The organism is Cellulomonas sp. Root485, from assembly GCF_001426705.1.
Classification (GTDB): domain Bacteria; phylum Actinomycetota; class Actinomycetes; order Actinomycetales; family Cellulomonadaceae; genus Cellulomonas.
The window spans coordinates 1,471,775-1,486,703 of the sequence record NZ_LMFC01000001.1 but is presented as its reverse complement, the minus strand read 5'-3'; the positions used below and the strand labels follow the sequence as shown (position 1 = coordinate 1,486,703).

General features: G+C 74.1%; 17 protein-coding genes and 1 riboswitch. All 17 genes read right to left on the bottom strand.

The genetic code is table 11. From position 1 onward, the window contains the following. The 17 genes from ASD16_RS06765 to mihF all read right to left on the bottom strand — a co-directional run bounded on the left by ASD16_RS06765 (position 1) and on the right by mihF (position 14,920). Entirely contained in the window at positions 1-435 is a 435-nt protein-coding gene (locus tag ASD16_RS06765) for a PH domain-containing protein (protein WP_055914502.1), read from the bottom strand. An 11-nt stretch (positions 436-446) separates the two neighbouring features. After that, positions 447-1,295 (bottom strand): ATP phosphoribosyltransferase, encoded by an 849-nt coding sequence (gene hisG / locus ASD16_RS06760; protein ID WP_055914499.1) that lies wholly within the window; start codon positions 1,293-1,295, stop codon positions 447-449. 11 nt (positions 1,296-1,306) lie between these two features. Beyond that, entirely contained in the window at positions 1,307-1,570 is a 264-nt protein-coding gene (locus ASD16_RS06755; RefSeq protein ID WP_055914496.1) for a phosphoribosyl-ATP diphosphatase, read from the bottom strand. After that, complete coding sequence (ribH, locus tag ASD16_RS06750) at positions 1,567-2,061, bottom strand: 6,7-dimethyl-8-ribityllumazine synthase (RefSeq protein ID WP_055914492.1); 495 nt, start codon at positions 2,059-2,061, stop codon at positions 1,567-1,569. The genes ASD16_RS06755 and ribH overlap by 4 nt, the downstream gene beginning before the upstream one ends. After that, positions 2,058-3,425, bottom strand: a complete 1,368-nt coding sequence (locus ASD16_RS06745) for a bifunctional 3,4-dihydroxy-2-butanone-4-phosphate synthase/GTP cyclohydrolase II (protein WP_055914489.1) — start codon at positions 3,423-3,425, stop codon at positions 2,058-2,060. The genes ribH and ASD16_RS06745 overlap by 4 nt, the downstream gene beginning before the upstream one ends. Then, on the bottom strand, positions 3,422-4,033 hold the full coding sequence (locus ASD16_RS06740; RefSeq protein WP_055914486.1) for a riboflavin synthase: 612 nt from the start codon (positions 4,031-4,033) through the stop codon (positions 3,422-3,424). The genes ASD16_RS06745 and ASD16_RS06740 overlap by 4 nt, the downstream gene beginning before the upstream one ends. Then, complete coding sequence (ribD, locus tag ASD16_RS06735; protein WP_055914482.1) at positions 4,033-5,109, bottom strand: bifunctional diaminohydroxyphosphoribosylaminopyrimidine deaminase/5-amino-6-(5-phosphoribosylamino)uracil reductase RibD; 1,077 nt, start codon at positions 5,107-5,109, stop codon at positions 4,033-4,035. The genes ASD16_RS06740 and ribD overlap by 1 nt, the downstream gene beginning before the upstream one ends. Before the next feature lie 76 nt (positions 5,110-5,185). Further along, a riboswitch (FMN riboswitch) is annotated at positions 5,186-5,318 on the bottom strand. 51 nt (positions 5,319-5,369) lie between these two features. Next, a complete protein-coding gene (gene rpe / locus ASD16_RS06730; RefSeq protein WP_055914478.1) occupies positions 5,370-6,029 on the bottom strand; it encodes a ribulose-phosphate 3-epimerase in 660 nt (219 codons plus the stop codon). Between the two features lie 18 nt (positions 6,030-6,047). Continuing rightward, a complete protein-coding gene (locus ASD16_RS06725) occupies positions 6,048-7,562 on the bottom strand; it encodes an RsmB/NOP family class I SAM-dependent RNA methyltransferase (RefSeq protein WP_055914475.1) in 1,515 nt (504 codons plus the stop codon). Then, entirely contained in the window at positions 7,559-8,497 is a 939-nt protein-coding gene (fmt, locus tag ASD16_RS06720; RefSeq protein ID WP_055914472.1) for a methionyl-tRNA formyltransferase, read from the bottom strand. The genes ASD16_RS06725 and fmt overlap by 4 nt, the downstream gene beginning before the upstream one ends. Before the next feature lie 10 nt (positions 8,498-8,507). Then, positions 8,508-9,119, bottom strand: coding sequence for an HAD-IA family hydrolase (locus ASD16_RS06715; RefSeq protein WP_055914469.1), 612 nt, complete (start codon positions 9,117-9,119; stop codon positions 8,508-8,510). After that, on the bottom strand, positions 9,116-11,167 hold the full coding sequence (locus tag ASD16_RS06710) for a primosomal protein N' (protein ID WP_055915833.1): 2,052 nt from the start codon (positions 11,165-11,167) through the stop codon (positions 9,116-9,118). The genes ASD16_RS06715 and ASD16_RS06710 overlap by 4 nt, the downstream gene beginning before the upstream one ends. A gap of 60 nt (positions 11,168-11,227) precedes the next feature. After that, on the bottom strand, positions 11,228-12,430 hold the full coding sequence (gene metK / locus ASD16_RS06705) for a methionine adenosyltransferase (protein WP_055914467.1): 1,203 nt from the start codon (positions 12,428-12,430) through the stop codon (positions 11,228-11,230). A 43-nt stretch (positions 12,431-12,473) separates the two neighbouring features. Next, the gene (gene coaBC, locus ASD16_RS06700) at positions 12,474-13,670 is read right to left on the bottom strand and encodes a bifunctional phosphopantothenoylcysteine decarboxylase/phosphopantothenate--cysteine ligase CoaBC (protein WP_055914463.1); all 1,197 of its coding nucleotides are present in this window, start codon (positions 13,668-13,670) and stop codon (positions 12,474-12,476) included. Between the two features lie 10 nt (positions 13,671-13,680). Further along, positions 13,681-13,944 carry a DNA-directed RNA polymerase subunit omega gene (gene rpoZ / locus ASD16_RS06695; RefSeq protein ID WP_028046344.1) on the bottom strand — a complete coding sequence of 88 codons (264 nt, stop codon included), beginning with the start codon at positions 13,942-13,944 and terminating at the stop codon, positions 13,681-13,683. A 39-nt stretch (positions 13,945-13,983) separates the two neighbouring features. After that, positions 13,984-14,553 (bottom strand): guanylate kinase, encoded by a 570-nt coding sequence (gene gmk / locus ASD16_RS06690; protein WP_055914461.1) that lies wholly within the window; start codon positions 14,551-14,553, stop codon positions 13,984-13,986. A gap of 55 nt (positions 14,554-14,608) precedes the next feature. Continuing rightward, positions 14,609-14,920 carry an integration host factor, actinobacterial type gene (mihF, locus tag ASD16_RS06685; protein WP_055915831.1) on the bottom strand — a complete coding sequence of 104 codons (312 nt, stop codon included), beginning with the start codon at positions 14,918-14,920 and terminating at the stop codon, positions 14,609-14,611. Positions 14,921-14,929: the final 9 nt, after the last annotated feature.

Here is a 14,929-nt window from a genome sequence, read left to right as displayed (position 1 = left end):
TCAGTCGTCCCGGGTCGTGGTCGTGTGCATCGCGACCAGCGTCGCCAGGCGACGGGCCTCGGCGTCGGCGTAGGCGCCGTCTGCCCGCTGGATCCCCATGACGGCGAGCGTGTCGCCGTCGGACAGGTCGAGCTGGACCCACGGCCGACCCGACCCGAACCGCACCGAGACGACCTCGGCCCACTCGAGCCGCCGGGTGAACACCAGGTTCCGGACGGTGAGCCCGTCGTCGTCTGCCCTCGCCGCGACCGTGGCCTGCCGCCACAGGAACCAGACGATGAGCCCTCCGACCAGCACGAAGCCGAGGCGGTCCCCGGTCGTGAGGACCGACATGGCGAGGATGATCGCAGCCGTCGACCCCACGACGAGGACCGCGAGGGCAAGGGTGACCACCCGGGCGAAGCGCGGGCGGAACGGCGCCGTGAGCTCGTCCACGGCGGGACCGCCTAGAGCCGGCACGCGTGGATCGACGTCACGAGGATCGCGCGCGCACCGATGTCGTACAGGGAGTCCATGACCCGGTTGGTCTGATCGCGCCGGACCATCGCCCGCACCGCCGCCCAGTCGCGGTTGTGCAGCGGCGAGACGGTCGGCGACTCCAGGCCGGGGGTGATCGCAACGGCTGCGTCGACCAGCCCGAGCGGCACGTCGTAGTCCATCAGCACGTACTCGCGCGCGGTCAGCACGCCCTGGATGCGACGCGTGAGCACGTCGAGACCCGCCGGCTCGGCACCGTCGGCCCGCCGGACGAGCACCGCCTCGGACCGCAGGATGGGGTCGGCGAAGATCTCCAGCCCGGCCGCGCGCAGCGTGGTGCCGGTCTCGACGACGTCGGCGATCACGTCGGCGACGCCGAGCTTGATGGCGGACTCGACGGCGCCGTCCAGACGCACGACCCCCGCCGGCTCGATGCCGAGCGAGCGCAGGTAGGAGCGGACGAGCACGGGGTACGACGTGGCGACGCGACGGTCGCCGACCTGCTTGACGTCGGTCCACTCCCCCGCGGTCCCGGCGAACCGGAAGGTCGAGCGTGCGAATCCCAGGGGCAGGTGCTCGACTGCGGCGGACTCCGAGTCGAGCATCAGGTCGCGGCCGGTGATCCCGACGTCGACGGTCCCCGCCCCGACGTACACCGCGATGTCGCGCGGGCGCAGGAAGAAGAACTCGACGTCGTTGTCCGGGTCGGGCAGGACGAGCTCGCGGGAGTCGCGACGCTGCCGGTACCCGGCCTCCTTGAGCATCTCGACGGCGGGCTCCGACAGGGAGCCCTTGTTCGGGACGGCGATCCTCAGCACGGTCGTTCTCCTCAGAGGTGGGTGTAGACGTCGGCGAGCGTCAGCCCGCGCGCGATCATCAACACCTGCAGGTGGTAGAGGAGCTGCGAGATCTCCTCGGCCGTCCGCTCGTCCGACTCGTGCTCGGCGGCCATCCAGACCTCGGCGGCCTCCTCGACGACCTTCTTGCCGATGCCGTGCACGCCGCTGTCCAGCTCCGCGACGGTGCCGGAACCCGCCGGGCGGGTCACGGCCTTCTCCGAGAGCTCGGCGAACAGGGTGTCGAAGGTTTTCACGCGGAGACTCTAGACGGAGCCGGGCGGAGCGCGCGCAGGGCAACCACGGTCGCGACGGCCGCCTCGGCGGCCTCGGTCCCCTTGTCCTCGTGCGACCCCTCGAGGCCGGCACGGTCGAGCGCCTGCTCCTCGTTGTCGCAGGTGAGCACGCCGAACCCGACGGGCACACCGGTGCGGACGCCCACGTCCGTGAGCCCCAGGGTGGCCCCCTGGCACACGAAGTCGAAGTGGGGGGTGCCGCCGCGGATCACGACGCCGAGCGCCACGACCGCGTCGGCACCGTTCTCGGCCGCGACCTGCGCAGCGACCGGCAGCTCGAACGTGCCGGGGACGCGGACGACCGTGACGTCGTCGACGTGTGCCGCGGCCAGCGCGCGCAGCGCCCCGGCGAGCAGGCCGTCCATGACGACGGTGTGCCAGCTCGCGGCGATGACGACGACCTTCAGGCCCGTCCCGTCGACGGTCAGGGTGGGTGCTCCAGCACCGCTCATGCCAGGTCCTCCAGGTTCTCGAACGCGTGGTCGTCGTGGTCCGCGCCGGGCGTCGCCGGCGTGGCGTGCACGGGCGAGACCGGGATGGGCTCGCGCTCCGTGCCGGGCGGCAGGTGGAGCAGGTGCCCCATCGAGGTCGCCTTGGTGCGCAGGTACGCCTCGTTCTGCGGCGTGCGGCCCACCTCGAGGCTGCGGATCTCCGCGACCTCGACGCCGTGGGCGCGCAGGCCCGCCACCTTCGCCGGGTTGTTGGTCAGCAGGCTCACGCGCCGCACCCCGAGGTCGGTGAGGATGGCCGCGGCCGCGCCGTACTCGCGCCGGTCCGCGGGCCAGCCCAGGTCGAGGTTGGCCTCGACCGTGTCCCGGCCCTGGTCCTGCAGCGCGTACGCCGCCACCTTGGCCAGCAGGCCGATGCCGCGTCCCTCGTGCCCGCGCAGGTAGACGACGGCTCCGCCCTGCTCTGCGGCGAGCTTCAGAGCCGCGTCGAGCTGCGGGCCGCAGTCGCAGCGTGCCGAGCCGAACGCGTCCCCCGTGAGGCACTCGGAGTGCACGCGCACGACGGGCTGCTCGGCGAGACCCGCGGTCGGCACGAGCGCGACGTGCTCCGCGCCCGTGCGCAGGTCGCGGTACCCGTGGATGCGGAAGTCGCCGTGCTTGGTGGGCAGGTACGCCGTGTGCGTCGCGTGCACCCGCTCCTTCGGCGGCGCCGCGACTGCCACCTCGGCCGTCACGTCGTCACCGTGCTGGGTCCGCCACGCGACGATGTCCTCGATGGTCAGCAGGACCAGGCCCTCGGCCTCCGCCAGCGCCGACGCCACGTCGAGCCGGGTCATGGAACCGTCGTCGTTCACCAGCTCGGCGATGGCGCCGACCGGTTCGAGCCCGGCGAGCCGGCACAGGTCGACGGCGGCCTCGGTGTGACCCGCGCGGTGCAGGACGCCGCCGGGGACGGCCCGCAGCGGCAGGACGTGTCCGGGCCGGATGAGGTCCTCGCGGCCCGACGCCGGGTCCGCGAGCACCCGGAGCGTGCGCGCACGGTCCGACGCCGAGATCCCCGTCGTGACGCCCGTCGCGGCGTCGACCGTCACGGTGTACGCGGTGCGCCGGGGGTCCTGGCTGTGCGGCACCATCAGCGGCAGGTCGAGCGCGTCGGCCCGCGAGGCAGGCATCGGGGCGCACAGGTAGCCCGACGAGTGCCGGATGGTCCAGGCGATCCACTCGGGCGTCGCCGACTGCGCGGCGAGGATGACGTCGGCCTCGTTCTCGCGGTCGGGCGAGTCCGCGACGAGCACCGGGCGCCCGGCTCGGAGCGCCTCCAGGGCGTCCTCCACGGTGCCGAGGCGCACGCCGGTCGGGGCCGTCATCGCAGCACCCCTGCCGTCGAGAGCAGCCGCTCGGTGTACTTGGCCAGCACGTCGACCTCCAGGTTGACCCGGGCTCCGGGTGCGAGCGTGCCGAGGGTGGTCGCCTCGAGCGTGGTGGGGATCAGGGAGACACCGAAGGACTCGTCGGTGACGTGGGTGACCGTGAGCGAGATGCCGGAGACCGCGATGGACCCCTTCTCGGCCACGTACCGCGCCAGCTCCGGGGCGAGCCCGATCTCGACGTCGTCCCAGCGCGGGCCGGGTGACCGGCTCAGGATCGTGCCGACCCCGTCGACGTGGCCCTGGACGACGTGCCCGCCGTACCGGCCTCCCACGGGCAGCGCACGCTCGAGGTTGACCGGGCTGGACACCCCCACGTCCTCCAGCGCGCTGCGCCGCAGCGTCTCCGGCATGACGTCCGCGAAGAACGTGCCGTCGCCGGGGAGCTCCGTCACCGTCAGACAGACCCCGGAGACACTGATCGAGTCGCCCAGGTGGGCGTCGGAGACGACGAGCGGTCCGCGGACCCGCAGGCGCGCGTCCATGCCCTCCCCTCGGTGCTCGATCGCCTCGACGGTGCCGATCTCCTCGACGATTCCGGTGAACATCAGTGCTCCTCCGTGGTGCGGTGCAGTTCGAGCTGCGGGTCGACGGTCGCGACGACCAGGACGTCGGGACCGAGCGGGATGACGGATCGGGTGGTGAGGCGGACGGCGTCGCCGATGGTGGTGACGCCCAGGTCCGCCATGGCGGGACGGCCGGAGCCGAGCAGGACGGGCGCGACGTACGCGTGCACCTCGTCGACCAGCCCGGCGGAGAGGAACGCAGCAGCGAGCGTCGGGCCGCCCTCCACGAGCACGTGGCGAACCTCACGCTCGGCGAGCTGGGACAGCACCTGCGCTGGGTCGTGCGTCCGCACGTGGACCAGCTCGCCGCCGGGACCGCGCAGGCGAGCGTCCGGCGGGAGGTCGCGGTGGCCCACCACGACGCGCAGCGGCTGCTGCCCGTGCAGCTCCCCCGCCGCGTTGCGTGCGGTGAGGGACGGGTCGTCCACGAGTGCGGTGCCGGTGCCCACCACGATGGCGTCGACCTCGGCCCGCAGGTCGTGCGCGTGGTGCCGCGACACCTCCGAGGTGATCCAGCGGCTCGAACCGTCCGCTGCCGCGATCCGGCCGTCCAGCGAGGTGGCGATCTTGAGCGTGACGAACGGGCGCCCGCGCTCGACCGACGGCAGCCAGGCGCCGAGCAGCGCCCGCCCCTCGTCGGCCAGCAGGCCGGTCTCCACGTCGACCCCGGCTGCGCGCAGCCGTTCCGCACCGCCGGCGGCGACGGGGTTCGGGTCCGCGACCGACACGACCACGCGACCGACGCCCGCCGCGAGGAGGGCCTCCGAGCAGGGACCCGTGCGGCCGGTGTGGTTGCACGGTTCGAGGGTGACGACGGCGGTGGCGCCGCGCGTCGAGGCGTCGCGGTCCGCGGCATCGGTCAGCGCGGCGACCTCGGCGTGAGGAGTCCCGGCGCCGCGGTGCCAGCCCTCACCGAGGACCTCGCCGTCCGGGCCGAGCAGCACGCAGCCGACGCGGGGGTTGGGGCCGTTCGCGGGACCGCGCCGGGCGATCTCCAGGGCGCGCCGCATCGCCTCGAGCTCCGAGGGTGCGCGCACGACGGTCCCGCTGCTGGTCATGCTCACCTCCGGACGCGCGGGGCTCCGGGGTGAGGGCGGCAGGAAGGGTCCCGCAGCCACGGCGCGAGAGCGCCGCCACGTGATCCTCCCATCCGGACTTTCACCGTCGGTCCTGGAGTTCCACCAGGTCAACCGCCCGATCCTTGCGGACCGTGCGGGTCGCGGACTGTCACCGCCGGCTCGGAATTACACCGACCCCGGAGCACGTGTATGTGTTCGTACTGCGCCAACGATCATGCCACACCGGGCATTCCCGTCCGTCAGGCGTTCGCGTCCGCCAGCTCCCGCAGCGCGACGATCTCGGCGCCGACGTCCGACGCCCCGTACACCGCCGACCCGGCGACGAAGACGTTCGCACCTGCCTGGGCGATCCGCCCGATCGTGTCCCGGGCGACCCCGCCGTCCACCTGGATCCACGTGCTGCCGCCGGACGCGTCGAGCGCGGCGCGTGCCCGCCGGATCTTCGGCAGCATGCCCTCGATGAACGACTGGCCGCCGAACCCGGGCTCGACCGTCATCACCAGGATCATGTCGAACTCCGGCAGCAGGTCCAGGAGCGGCTCGACCGGCGAGGCCGGACGCAGGGCGATCCCCGCGCGGACGCCGCGCGACCGCAGCTCCCGCGCCAGCCGGACGGGTGCCTGGGTGGCCTCCGCGTGGAACGTCACCGAGGCCGCACCCAGCGCCGCGTACTCGGGGGCCCAGCGGTCGGCGTCCTCGATCATCAGGTGCACGTCCAGCGGGACGGGCGACACCTCCGCGATGCGCTTCACCACCGGCAGGCCGAGGGTCAGGTTGGGCACGAAGTGGTTGTCCATGACGTCCACGTGCACGAAGTCGGCCGCGGCGATCGCCTGGAGGTCACGCTCGAGGTTGGCGAAGTCGGCGGACAGGATGCTCGGGTTGATCAGCGCAGGCACCTGGCCAGCCTAAGGGGGTCAGCTGGTGCGGCGGAGCAGCGTGAGGTGCATCGCGTCCGTACCGTGCACGTGCGGCCACAGCTGCACGTCGGTCCGGGTGTCGTCGAGGTCCACGTGACCACCGGGGGCGATGCCGCGAACCACCGCCGGGGTGTCCAGCGGTTCGACGTCGACACCGAGCCGGCGCGCGGCACGCACGGCGTCCTTGACGACCAGCTGCGTCTCGACCAGGTGCGGCGAGCAGGTCACGTACGCCACGACGCCACCCGGGCGGACGGCCTGCAGAGCAGAGACCAGCAGGTCGCGCTGCAGCGCGCTCAGGCTCGCGAGGTCGGCCGGCGTGCGGCGCCAGCGTGCCTCGGGACGTCGGCGCAGCGCACCCAGCCCGGTGCAGGGCGCGTCGACCATCACGCGGTCGTACGCACCCGGTTCGTCGGTGCCGAACGTCCGGCCGTCCCCCGTCCGGACGTCCTCGACAGCATCGGCCGGCACCGCGCGCAGCGCCTGCTCGACGAGCCGCGTCCGGTGCGGCTGCACCTCGTTGGCCACGATCCGGGCACCGCGCTCCCCCGCGACGGCGGCCAGGAGCGCTGCCTTGCCTCCGGGGCCCGCGCACAGGTCGAGCCACCGGTCGTCCGGACCGTCGAGGGGTGCCTGCGTGAGGGCGAGCGTGACGAGCTGGCTGCCCTCGTCCTGCACCCCTGCACGACCGTCGCGCACGCTGGGCAGGGCTGCCGGGTCGCCGCCGGACAGGATGACCGCCGTCGGCGCCAGGGCACCGACCGTCCCGACGTCGTCACCCGCGTCCGCCACGACCTCGTCGGTCTCGGCCAGGCCCGGACGCGCGACGATCGTCACGCGGGGGGCGGCGTTGTCGGCCGCGAGGAGAGCAGCGATCTCGTCGGCGGACCGCCCGTTGCCGACGAGCGCCTCGCGCAGCGCACGCACGACCCACAGCGGATGGCTCTCGACGACCGCCAGCGCAGCCAGCTCGTCGTCGCCGGCGGCCGCACGGATGGTGTGCTCCCACTCCTGCGGCGAGGACCGCCCGACCGTCCGCAGCACGGCGTTGACGAACTGCGACGGGCCGGTGCCCAGCTGCTCGCGTGCGAGCCCGACCGTCTCGGACACCGCCGCGTGCGCAGGTACGCGCATACCGAGCAGCTGGTGGACACCCAGCCGCAGGACGTCGAGCGCGGGAGCGTCGATGCTGCTGACCTCGCGGCTCGCCGCCTGGGCGATGATCGCGTCGTACCGGCCGCGCAGCCGGAGCGTGCCGTACGCGAGCTCGGTGGCGAACGCCGCGTCCCGTCCGGTGATGCGGCGCTCGCGCAGCAGCGGCGGGAGCACGAGGTTCGCGTATGCGTCGGACCCGTCGACCGAGCGCAGGACGTCGTAGGCGGCGGTCCGCGCCGGGTCGCTCCCCCGTCGACGCTGTGACGGAGCGGCCGCGGACCGTTGGGTCCTGCCCTGCGACCGCGCGGCCCCCCGCTGGCGGCCGCTCGGGTCGCGACGGTCGTCGGCCGGGCTCATGCGGCACCTCCGAGCACCGTGTCGGAGGCGAGGCGAGCGCCCCGCGCCCAGTCCGCGGCGGCCATCGCCCGCTTGCCCTGCGGGGTCACCTCGGTCAGCCGCACGGCGTGCCCGCCGGTCCCGACGAGCACCTCCTTCTTGCCGGCCAGCACCTGCCCCGGTGCCAGGTCGGTGACGTCGGCGACGGGAACGACGGGCGCGAGGCCGAGCCGGGTGCCGTCCGGCAGCGTCGTCCAGGCCCCCGGCGCGGGGGTGCACCCGCGGACCAGCCGGTCGACGGCGTGCGCCGGGTGCGACCAGCGCACCCGCGCGTCCTCGACCTCGATCTTGGGCGCGAGGCTCACGCCGTCCGTGGACTGCACGACCGGGCTCAGGATCCCGTCCTCCAGGGCGTCGAGCGTCTGCACCAGCAGCCCGGCACCCGCCACCGCCAGCCGGCCGAGCAGGTCACCGGAGGTGTCTCGCGGACGGATCGTCTCGGTGAGGAACCCGAATACCGGCCCAGTGTCGAGGCCCGCCTCCAGCCGGAACGTCGAGGCACCCGACACCTCGTCGCCGGCGATGATCGCGTGCTGCACGGGCGCCGCGCCGCGCCAGGCGGGCAGCACCGAGAAGTGCAGGTTGACCCAGCCGTGGGTAGGGACGTCCAGCAGCGCCGGCGGGATCAGGGCGCCGTAGGCGACGACCGGCGCCGCGTCGACCGCGAGCTCGGCCAGCCGGGCCTGGAAGTCCTCGTCCCGCGGGCGCTGCGGGGTCAGCACCTCGAGCCCGGCCTCCAGGGCGCGCGCCTTGATCTCGCTCTGTGCGGAGGTCCGACCTCGACCGGACCGCGCGTCGGGGCGCGTCAGGACGGCGACCACCTCGTGACGTGAGGCCAGGAGCGCCTCGAGCGACGGCACCGCGGCCGCGGGAGTTCCGGCGAAGAGCAGTCGCATGTCGTCGATCCTAGGTGCGCGGCAGAGCCACCCCGCGCGCGACGAGCGACGCCCGCAGCGCGTCCGCCGTGGTGAACAGGACGGCGTCGAACCCGGCTGCCGCGCCCGCGGCGACGTTCGCGGCGGAGTCGTCGACGAACACGGTGCGCTCCGGACGCAGGCCGAACCGGTCCGTCAGCAGCGTGAACACCCGCGGGTCCGGCTTGGCGACGCCGACCTCGCCCGAGACCAGCACGTCCTCGAGCAACCCGATCGCGGGTGCCGCCGGCTCGGCCAGGTGGAACGTCTCGGCCGACCAGTTGGTGAGCCCCAGCAGGCGGATGCCGAGCGCGCGCAGCTCGCGCACCAGGTCCGACGTCCCCGGGACCGGTCCCGGCAGCGTGTCGGCGAAGTGCTCCACGTACACGTCGAGCGCCGCCAGGTGCTCGGGTGCGCTCGCCGCCAGGTCGACTCGCGCGTCGGCCCACGAGCGGCCGGCGTCCTGGAGGTGGTTGAACGCCATGAAGTCGAACTCGGTGAGGAACGCCTCCGTGTCCGGGACCGGGAGCCGCCCGAGGAAGGGCCGGGCTGGGTCCCACCGCACGAGCACGTTGCCGAGGTCCAGCACGACCGTGTCGATCATCCGAGCTCCGCGGGGTCCAGCTGGACGCGCACCGTGCCGCCCTCCCGTCGAGCGCTGCGCACCGCCAGCGACGCGGACAGCGCCCGCGCCAGGGCCGCGCCGCCGGCACGCGGCACGCGGACGAGAGCCCGGACCCCCGGCTCGAGAGCGTCCTGGTCGCCGGCGTCGACCGGGACCGGGCCGAGGATCTCGGCGTCAGCGAGGTCGAGCCGGGACAGCAGGGTGTCGACGGCGTCCCGGGGGCCGGTGACCGAGGCCATCCGGACCGCCGGTGGCAGAGCGAGCTCTGCCCGCTCGGCGAGCTCACGCGAGGCGTACCCGGACGGGTCCCAGCGCACGAGCGCCTGCGTGACCCGCTCCTCGGCGTCGCCGACGAGCACGACCGTGCCGCCCTCGGACGCCGGGCGCACCAGCGCCGCCGCGGTCAGCCACCGGCGCAGCGCGTCCTCCCCCGTCCGCAGCGACGCACCGGCGGTGCTCACGGCCGCGTCCAGCAGCAGGGCGGCGGCGTACCCGCCGGGCGCGACCGGCTCCGCACCCGGCGTCGCGACGACGACGGCCGGCACGTCCGTGACGGACGCGAGCACGCCGCCGGCCGCGCGGGCCCCAGAGACGCGGATCGGAACCCCCGGGAACGCGCGGCCGAGCTCCTCGGCGGTCCGTTCCGAGCCGACGCGGACCGACCGCAACGCGCCCGCCCCGCACTCGGTGCATCGCCAGTCCGTGGCCAGCCGCCCGCACCAGCCGCACGTGGGGACGCCGTCGGCCGTGGTCAGACCGAGCGGACCGTGGCACTCGCCGCAGCGCGCCGCAGCGCGGCACCGCCCGCACGCGACAGCGGGGACGTACCCGGCCCTCGGCACCTGCACGAGCACGGGGCCCACGGCGAGGCGGTCCCGCACGGTGCGCCACGCAGGCGCCGGCAGCCGCGCGGCAGCGGCCGGCCCCTCACGGGCGAGCTCGACGGAGGTCAGGGCCTGGACGCGCGGCGCCCGGGCGCGCGTGGTGGCCCGGTCGGCGGCGACCTCGCGAGCCCAGCCGGACTCGACCAGCGACTGCGCGTCGACGCTGCGCCCGTGCGCGGCGACGAGCAGCGCGCACTGCTCGAGCTCGGACCGCAGGGCAAGCACCTCGCGGACGTGCGGGTACGGCGCTCGCGGCTCGGCGTGCAGGGGGTCACCGTCGTCCCACACGACGGCGAGCCCGAGGTTCGTCACCGGGGCGAACGCCGACGCACGGGTGCCGACGACCACCGACGCCTGACCGCGCAGCGCGGCGAGGAAGGACCGATACCGGCCCGCTGGACCGTCGTCGGCAGCGAGCCGCACGGCCCCACCGCGCGTGCCGGGCGTCCAGCGCGGGATGCCGACGTCCGCCAGCGCACCGAGCACCCGGTCGATGTCCCGCGCGTCGGGCACCACGACGAGGGCACCCCGGCCGCCCAGCACGCAGGCTGCGACCGCCTGCGCGATCGCGTCGGGCCACCGCTCCCCCGCCGCACCGGGCAGCGCGGACCACACGGCTCGCGGGGCTCCGCCGGACGTGACGTGCTGGAGGAAGGCCGCACCACCGCGGTAGGGCGCCCAGGCGGTGGCGGACGGCGACGGCAGCTCCGGGTCCTGCGGCTCCGTCGGCGTCTCGGCCTCGACCCGCGCGTGCCGGGCGGGCACGGCGAGGCGCAGCACGTCGTTGAGGGTGCCTGCCCAGCGGTCTGCGACAGCCCGCGCCAGCCGGGCGACCTGCGGCGTGAGCACCGGCTCCGCGGAGACGACACGCCGGACGGGAAGCAGCGTGCCGTCGTGGTCGGCCTCGGCGACGCGCTCCAGGACGTAGCCGTTCACGTCCTGCGCACCGAAGCGCACCTTGACCCGGGTGCCCGGCACAGCCGTGTCCGCGAGAGCCGCCGGGACGACGTACTCGAACACCCGGTCGAGGTGCTGCGGGACGAGGTCCACGCACACCCGGGCGACCGGCAGGTGCTCCGCCAGCGGAACCCCGCCGACGGCCGGCCGGGCTCGCCGCTTCGGCTGGGGCAGACCCTCGAGCATCAGCTGCTCGCCGTCCGAGCTCACGTCACGCGCCTGTCGGACGTGCCAGGCGACCCAGCGTCAGCCCACCGCGGACTGGAGGTCCGCCACGCGGTCGGTGCGCTCCCAGGTGAACTCCGGCAGCTCCCGGCCGAAGTGCCCGTAGGCGGCCGTCTTGCGGTAGATCGGGCGCAGCAGGTCGAGGTCCCGCACGATCGCGGCCGGACGCAGGTCGAACACGTCGCGGATGGCGGCCGACAGGCGGCTCACCGGCACGGTCTCGGTGCCGAACGTCTCGACGTACAGGCCGACGGGGTTGGCCTTGCCGATCGCGTAGGCCACCTGGACCTCGCAGCGTCGGGCGAGCCCCGCGGCGACGACGTTCTTCGCCACCCAGCGCATCGCGTAGGCCGCCGAGCGGTCCACCTTCGACGGGTCCTTGCCGGAGAACGCCCCACCACCGTGCCGGGCGATCCCGCCGTAGGTGTCGACGATGATCTTGCGCCCGGTCAGTCCCGCGTCCCCCTGCGGGCCACCGACGACGAACGTCCCCGTCGGGTTCACCAGCAGGCGGTAGTCGGTCGCGTCCAGGTCCAGCTGCTCCAGGACGGGGGCCACGACGAGCTCGGCGATCGCCGGCCGCAGCGTCGTCTCCAGCTGCACGTCCGGGTCGTGCTGCGTGGACAGGACGACCGTGTCGAGCGTGACAGCACGGTCGCCGTCGTAGCCGATGGTGACCTGGGTCTTCCCGTCGGGACGCAGCCCCGGGAGGATCCCCTCCTTGCGCACGAGCGTCAGGCGCTCGGCGAGCCGGTGCGCGAGCCAGATGGGCAGCGGCAGCAGGGTCGGGGTGTCGTCGGAGGCGTAGCCGAACATCAGGCCCTGGTCGCCCGCACCCTGCGCGTCGAGGGGATCGAGGTCGGCCGAGTCCTCACGGATCTCGAGCGCCTTGTCCACGCCCGCGGCGATGTCCGGCGACTGCTGCCCGATCGAGACCGAGATGCCGCACGAGTCGCCGTCGAAGCCGATCGCCGACGAGGTGTAGCCGATCCCCCGGACCACCTCGCGCACGATCTGCGGGATCTCGACGTACGCGCTGGTGGTGACCTCGCCCGCGACGTGCACGAGGCCGGTGGTGACCATCGTCTCCACCGCGACCCGCGCCTGGGGGTCCTGCTCGATGATCGCGTCGAGGATGGCGTCGGAGATCTGGTCACAGATCTTGTCCGGGTGCCCCTCGGTCACGGACTCGGACGTGAACAGGCGCATGTCAGGCTCGGTCATGGCGGACAGCGTAATGGGCTCCCGCCCCCGCCTGTGCCGAGTCTCAACGGAGTGCGACGACGGCGTCCCACACCGCGTGGGCCACCTCGACCTTGGTCCCCGAGGCCTGGCCGACGAGCGCGCCGGAGCCGTCCAGGATCGTCACGTCGTTCACGTCGGTGCCGAAACCGCGCCCACCACCGACGGCGTTCACGACGAGGAGGTCGGCCCCCTTGCGTCGCGCCTTCGCCCGTCCGTGCTCCAGCACGGTGCCCGTGGCGTCACCCGTCTCGGCGGCGAAGCCGACCACGACCTGGCCGGCCCGCAGTCTCTCCTTGCCGAGCTCGGCGAGGATGTCGACGGTCTCGACGAGCTCGAGCACCGTCGGCGCCCCGTCGGGCTGCTTCTTGATCTTGGACTCCGCGCTCGTGAGCGGGCGGAAGTCGGCCACCGCGGCGGCCATCACGACGACGTCCGCGTCCTTGGCAGCGGCGCGCACCGCGTCCCGCAGCTCGGCGCCGGTCTCGGCGTGGACGACGTCGACCCCCGGCGGCACCGGGACGTCGATGTTCGCCGCGACGAGGGTGACCCGCGCGCCACGGGCCTGGGCCGTCCGGGCCAGCGCGACGCCCTGCCGACCCGACGACCGGTTGCCGAGGAACCGGACCGGGTCGAGCGGTTCACGCGTGCCGCCGGCGGAGACGACGACGTGCGTCCCCTCGAGGTCGCGCGGCCGGTCGCTCACCAGCGCTAGCGCGGCGGCGGCGATCTCCTCCGGCTCCGGCAGACGCCCGAGACCCGTGTCCGAGCCGGTCAGGCGCCCTGCGGCCGGGTCCAGCACGTGCACGCCGCGTGCCCGGAGCGTCGCCACGTTCGCGACGGTGGCGGGGTGCTCCCACATCTCGGTGTGCATCGCGGGGGCCAGCAGCACCGGGCAGCGCGCCACCAGCAGGGTGGCGGTGAGCAGGTCGCCGGCCTGCCCGGTCGCGGCGCGCGCCAGGAGGTCGGCCGTCGCCGGGGCGACGATCACGAGCTCGGCCTGCTTGCCGACGGCGACGTGCGCCACCTGGTCGACGTCCTCGAAGACGTCGGTCGTCACCGGCTGGCCCGACAGGGCCTCCCACGTGGCTCGCCCGACGAACTCGAGCGCCGCCGGGGTGGGCACCACCCGGACGGAGTGGCCCTGCTCGCGCAGCAGGCGCAGCAGCAGGACGGCCTTGTAGGCGGCGATGCCGCCCGCGACGCCGAGGACGATGCGCATGGAGGGAGGGTCAGCCCTCGGTGGCCTCGGACGTCAGCAGGCCGGCGTCGATCTCGCGCATCGCGATCGAGAGCGGCTTCTCCTGCGGACGCGTGTCCACCAGCGGGCCGACGTACTCGAGCAGGCCCTCGTTGAGCTGCGAGTAGTAGGCGTTGATCTGACGCGCGCGCTTGGCCGAGTACAGGACGAGCGCGTACTTGGAGTCGGCGCGCTCGAGCAGACGGTCGATGGGCGGGTCGGTGATGCCCGTGGGGGCGGCGACGGTTCCGGACACGGTGGTCTCCCGAAGATTGGTGGTGGGGCTACGCCCATCCTACCTGGTCGGGATACCCATCCCGCGGACCAGCTCGTCGGTCGCCCGGTGCACGTCGTCGTTGACGATCACCTGGTCGAACTCGGCCGCCGCGGCCAGCTCGACGCGCGCCGTGCTCAGCCGGCGCTCGCGCTCCTCCGCGTCCTCGGTCCCCCGTCCGACGAGCCGCCGCTCCAGCTCGGCGAACGACGGGGGTGCGAGGAACACGAAGTGCGCGTCCGGCATGGACTCCCGCACCTGGCGGGCGCCCTGCAGGTCGATCTCGAGCAGGGCCGGCTTGCCGGCCGCGAGACGTTCCTCGACCGGCCGCCGCGGGGTGCCGTAGCGGTTGCGGCCGTGCACCACCGCCCACTCGAGGAGGTCGCCGCGCTCGACCATCCGGTCGAACTCGTCCACCGACACGAACAGGTAGTGCACGCCGTCGACCTCACCGGGCCGGGGTGGCCTGGTGGTGGCCGAGACGGAGAGCCAGACCTCGGGGTAGCGGGATCGGACGTCGGCGGACACCGTCCCCTTGCCCACGGCGGTCGGTCCGGCGAGAACGGTCAGCCGGGCAGGCGTGGTCGTCATGGGTGGTGCGGTGCTCCTCGAGATGGACGGCGCGGCCCGCCGCCTGTCGAGATGATCACCCGAAGCGGTCGACGAGAGCCTTCACCTGGTGCGGTCCGAGCCCACGCACGCGACGGGTCTCGGAGATTCCGATCTCGGAGATGATCGCACGCGCCTTGACCTTGCCGACGCCGGGGAGCGACTCGAGCAGTGCGAGGACCTTGAGCTTGCCGACGGTCTCGTCCGCCTGCCCCTGCGCGATCACCTCGGAGAGCGTGCCCTGCGAGTACTTGAGGCGATTCTTGACCTCAGCGCGGACCTGCCGGGCGGCCTTGGCCTTCTCGAGCGCTGCCGCTCGTTGTTCGGGAGTCAGCGGAGGGAGTGCCACGCGCGTCAC

Coding starts and splice junctions, on each gene's coding strand:
- ribH (WP_055914492.1), bottom strand. CDS start 2,061: ATGAGCGGTGCTGGAGCACCCACCCTGACCGTCGACGGGACGGGCCTG.
- ASD16_RS06745 (WP_055914489.1), bottom strand. CDS start 3,425: ATGACGGCCCCGACCGGCGTGCGCCTCGGCACCGTGGAGGACGCCCTG.
- ASD16_RS06740 (WP_055914486.1), bottom strand. CDS start 4,033: ATGTTCACCGGAATCGTCGAGGAGATCGGCACCGTCGAGGCGATCGAG.
- ribD (WP_055914482.1), bottom strand. CDS start 5,109: ATGACCAGCAGCGGGACCGTCGTGCGCGCACCCTCGGAGCTCGAGGCG.
- ASD16_RS06725 (WP_055914475.1), bottom strand. CDS start 7,562: ATGAGCCCGGCCGACGACCGTCGCGACCCGAGCGGCCGCCAGCGGGGG.
- fmt (WP_055914472.1), bottom strand. CDS start 8,497: ATGCGACTGCTCTTCGCCGGAACTCCCGCGGCCGCGGTGCCGTCGCTC.
- ASD16_RS06715 (WP_055914469.1), bottom strand. CDS start 9,119: ATGATCGACACGGTCGTGCTGGACCTCGGCAACGTGCTCGTGCGGTGG.
- ASD16_RS06710 (WP_055915833.1), bottom strand. CDS start 11,167: ATGCTCGAGGGTCTGCCCCAGCCGAAGCGGCGAGCCCGGCCGGCCGTC.
- metK (WP_055914467.1), bottom strand. CDS start 12,430: ATGACCGAGCCTGACATGCGCCTGTTCACGTCCGAGTCCGTGACCGAG.
- coaBC (WP_055914463.1), bottom strand. CDS start 13,670: ATGCGCATCGTCCTCGGCGTCGCGGGCGGCATCGCCGCCTACAAGGCC.
- gmk (WP_055914461.1), bottom strand. CDS start 14,553: ATGACGACCACGCCTGCCCGGCTGACCGTTCTCGCCGGACCGACCGCC.